The organism is Celeribacter marinus, assembly GCF_965656515.1.
GTDB lineage: Bacteria > Pseudomonadota > Alphaproteobacteria > Rhodobacterales > Rhodobacteraceae > Celeribacter > Celeribacter marinus_D.
The window spans coordinates 61,485-65,078 of record NZ_CBFHKW010000008.1 but is presented as its reverse complement, the minus strand read 5'-3'; the positions used below and the strand labels follow the sequence as shown (position 1 = coordinate 65,078).

Here is a 3,594-nt window from a genome sequence, read left to right as displayed (position 1 = left end):
CGCGCCGCATCATCGCGGCTCAAGACAAGATTGCCCAACGCATCGAACTGCGCGGTCCAATGCGGCTCTATCACGTTGGTGCCCGTGGGTTCGGTGATGATAGCGGGGCCTTTGATTACGGTCTGTCTGGCCAGGGCGCCGCGCGCATAAAGAGGCACATGCCCCCAGCCCGCTGCACGCACATCAACATGGGCTATAGCTGCACTTGCCCCCTCAGCCATTGCGACCGCCACAGGGGCTTCGCCCGTGTCGCCAATCGCCTCAACCGCCACCATATCGAGGATCGCAGCGCGCCCCTCACGGGCAAACCCAAACAGCATTTTGTGAGCATCGTGAAACGCCGCCGTCATGGATGCGGCATCTTCAAACGCCACATCCAACGTCTGGTGCGACCCGTCATACCGCAGGTGGGCGCGGGTGCGTGTGTCAATCTTGGTGGCCCCTTGGCTTGCGACCTCATGCTCGGCATCCGCCACCATGTCACGGACCAAATCGTGCACCGCGTCTAGCGCCGACAATGACTGGTCTACCTGCCGCTCACGTAGCGCGCGCACCTCGGCCAACCCCATGCCGTAAGCCGACAAAACCCCCGCGAACGGATGGATCAAAACACGCTTCATCCCCAACGCATCGGCCACCAGACAGGCATGTTGCCCCCCCGCACCGCCAAAGCATTGCAGCGCATAGTCAGTCACATCATGCCCGCGCTCGACCGATATTTTCTTAATCGCGTTGGCCATGTTATCGACCGCGATTTTAAGGAATCCTTCGGCAACCTCAGTTGGACTAAGCTCTTGGGATGTCGCCGCATTGATCATATCGGTGGCGCCACAGACGGCACGCCGCGCAGCGTCAACATCAAGCGGCTGATCACCCTCGGCACCAAACACGGGCGGGAAATGATCGGGCGAGAGTTTCCCCAAAAACACATTGCAATCGGTCACCGTCAATGGCCCACCACGACGATAGGCCGCGGGACCGGGATCGGCACCCGCACTTTCGGGACCGACTTGTAATCGCCCGTCACGAAAGGCGCACACCGACCCGCCACCTGCGGCCACCGTGTGAATATCCATCATCGGCGCGCGCATCCGCACACCCGCCACTTCGGTCTCGAAACTGCGCTCGAACGCGCCTGCGTAATGGCTGACGTCCGTAGACGTGCCACCCATATCGAACCCGATCAAGCGATCGAACCCCGCCGCCTGTCCTGTGCGCACCATCCCAACGATCCCGCCCGCAGGCCCTGACAAGATCGCATCGCGCCCTTGGAACAACGCGGCATCGGTCAATCCGCCGTTGGACTGCATGAACAACAATCGCTCGCAGGCCGCACCGAGCGACAACGCCTGTGACACCTGCTCGACATAGCGCCGCAAAATCGGCGAGAGATAGGCGTCAACCACGGTTGTATCGCCACGCGACACCAGTTTGGCCAGACGCGATACCTCATGTGATGTCGATATTTGGGTATAGCCGATCTCGCGCGCGATCTGCGCCACACGCCGCTCATGCGCAGGCTCCAAATAGGCGTGGACAAACGCCACTGCCACAGCACGTAGTCCTGCGTCATATCCGGTCTGCAATGCGACACGCGCCGCCCCCTCATCCAAGGGCGTCACAACCGATCCATCAGCGGCAAGGCGCTCGGACACCTCGGCGACCGTTTCATACAACAAATCAGGGCGTTTGATATCGAGCGCAAAAAGATCAGGGCGTGTTTGATAGCCAATGCGCAACAGATCCCCGAACCCTTGGGTGATCAGCAACAGTACCCGCTCGCCCTTGCGCTCCAACAACGCGTTTGTCGCGACCGTAGTGCCCATCTTCACCGATGCAATCGCGCCATCTGGAATCGGTTGCTGTGCGTCCAACCCAAGCAGATCACGCACCCCCTGTTCGGCGGCATCACGGTAGCGTTCGGGATTGTTCGACAACAGTTTGTGACTGTGCAGCACACCACGCGGATCGCGCCCGACAACATCCGTAAAGGTGCCCCCACGATCAATCCAGAAGTCCCACTTTTTGACCGTCATGCTCATCCCTCGCCGCAGGTTTACGGCAAACTAGGACAAGCCCGCGATCCCAACAAGCACAGCGCGATGTGAGAACTGGCAAAAACACGCAATTTCCCTCTTGACCCCCTGCGCGTGGCCGACTACTTACGCCCCACTTCGGCGGAGTAGCTCAGTTGGTTAGAGCAGCGGAATCATAATCCGCGTGTCGGGGGTTCAAATCCCTCCTCCGCTACCATTACCCCTTATATATGAAATAGATACGCCCAAGCGCACGCCGCACCGTTGGCATGCTCGATGGCCGCACCCTATTGGCGAACTGACCCTAAAAAACCCGCGCATGAGACCTCACGCGCGGGCTGATATGCACAAAGCATCGAAAACTGTGATTAAAGCGCAGTCGGGTCGAATTGATCCGCCGCGAAAACTGTGTGAATGACGTGGCCGTCAAACATCTCGAACAGTTTTTTCGACGTTTCCTTACTCGCCCACCGTGTCGGGGACGCAAGCGCCTCTTCGATATCATCGCGCGTTTCAAACTTCATCGCCATAACCAAGGGGAACGGGCTTTCAGGGTCATCACTTTCGACCTCGCGGTGAACCCGCAATTCCTTGAGGTTTGGAAAGGCACTCCAAAGCGGCACAAGGTTTTCGCGCCAATGGTCATGGAACGCCTCTTCCATACCGGATTTGATTTTGCCTTTGAAAAACGCGCAGCGTACGAACATGTCGACCTCTTTTCCTATCCCTGAGCACTATTTGCTCTCTCGATACAATTTCATACGGGGTGATTGCGGCAATGCCTAGCGAAACTCGGCGCAGGTCATCGCAATGTCACACCACGCCCGCGGCATCACGCGTTAGCCTGTGCCTCAACCACTGCAAGTTCTGCCATCTGCAAAATGGCCTCCCGCGTGCTGGCCACCGCAATAAAACGCCCGTTATGACAGAACTTTGCACCGCTCACACCCGCCGCCGCATCCAAGGCCGCATCGGTCAAACCCGCCCATGCAGCAGGCAAATCAGCGCGCGCCTCGAATGTGTCATTCCCAACTCTGATGGTTGTCAGCGTCCAATCATCCCCGCGTGGATGGACGACGAACAACAAATGATCTGCGCCCGCTTTCTCCACACCTGCGCGAAACGGCATGCCCATCGGCAGCTCAAGGATAAACCCCTCTCCCGCGGCCTCGATCGCGGCAAGCACCATCGCCTCGGCGCGGTATTTCGCCGCTTTGCGTTTGATTTGCGCCTCGACGAACGCCCGCGCCACGCTGAGCGCCGCCAGAAAAGCACGATCCTCAACGCCTTCTTCGGTGTCATCAAACACCGGCTTGAGGCTTTCCAACAACACCGGCAACGTCAAACCCGAAAATAACGGCCCCGCCTCCGACGCATTCACCGCCCCATTGTCAACCAGATCGACCGGCAGGACGACCCCCCGATCAAACGAGCCGTGAATCGCCTCGATATCGTGTTCGGGAACATCCATCGCGCGCAAATAATCGCCGCCATACTGCGCCCAGATCAGACCAAACGAGCTATACGGCTGGCCATCCTCACGCAGCGGGTTGGGGCG

3 protein-coding genes and 1 tRNA gene are annotated in these 3,594 nt (G+C 59.0%); 1 reads left to right on the top strand and 3 read right to left on the bottom strand.

Features of this window, described 5'->3' with window-relative positions; translation table 11 throughout:
- On the bottom strand, positions 1–2,036 hold a 2,036-nt coding region (locus ACTG34_RS03495), incomplete at its 3' end, for a hydantoinase/oxoprolinase family protein (protein ID WP_439103626.1).
- A 140-nt stretch (positions 2,037–2,176) separates the two neighbouring features.
- On the opposite strand from ACTG34_RS03495, the gene ACTG34_RS03490 reads away from it, so the two are divergent.
- Positions 2,177–2,253 (top strand) — tRNA-Met (locus ACTG34_RS03490).
- Positions 2,254–2,404: 151 nt separating this feature from the next.
- Here ACTG34_RS03490 and ACTG34_RS03485 read toward each other — a convergent pair.
- Both ACTG34_RS03485 and ACTG34_RS03480 read right to left on the bottom strand, forming a co-directional pair.
- On the bottom strand, positions 2,405–2,743 hold the full coding sequence (locus ACTG34_RS03485; RefSeq protein ID WP_062220016.1) for an EthD family reductase: 339 nt from the start codon (positions 2,741–2,743) through the stop codon (positions 2,405–2,407).
- Between the two features lie 125 nt (positions 2,744–2,868).
- A partial coding sequence (locus ACTG34_RS03480) for an MYG1 family protein (RefSeq protein ID WP_439103625.1) occupies positions 2,869–3,594 on the bottom strand: 726 nt, incomplete at its 5' end.

Coding starts and splice junctions, on each gene's coding strand:
- ACTG34_RS03485 (WP_062220016.1), bottom strand. CDS start 2,743: ATGTTCGTACGCTGCGCGTTTTTCAAAGGCAAAATCAAATCCGGTATG.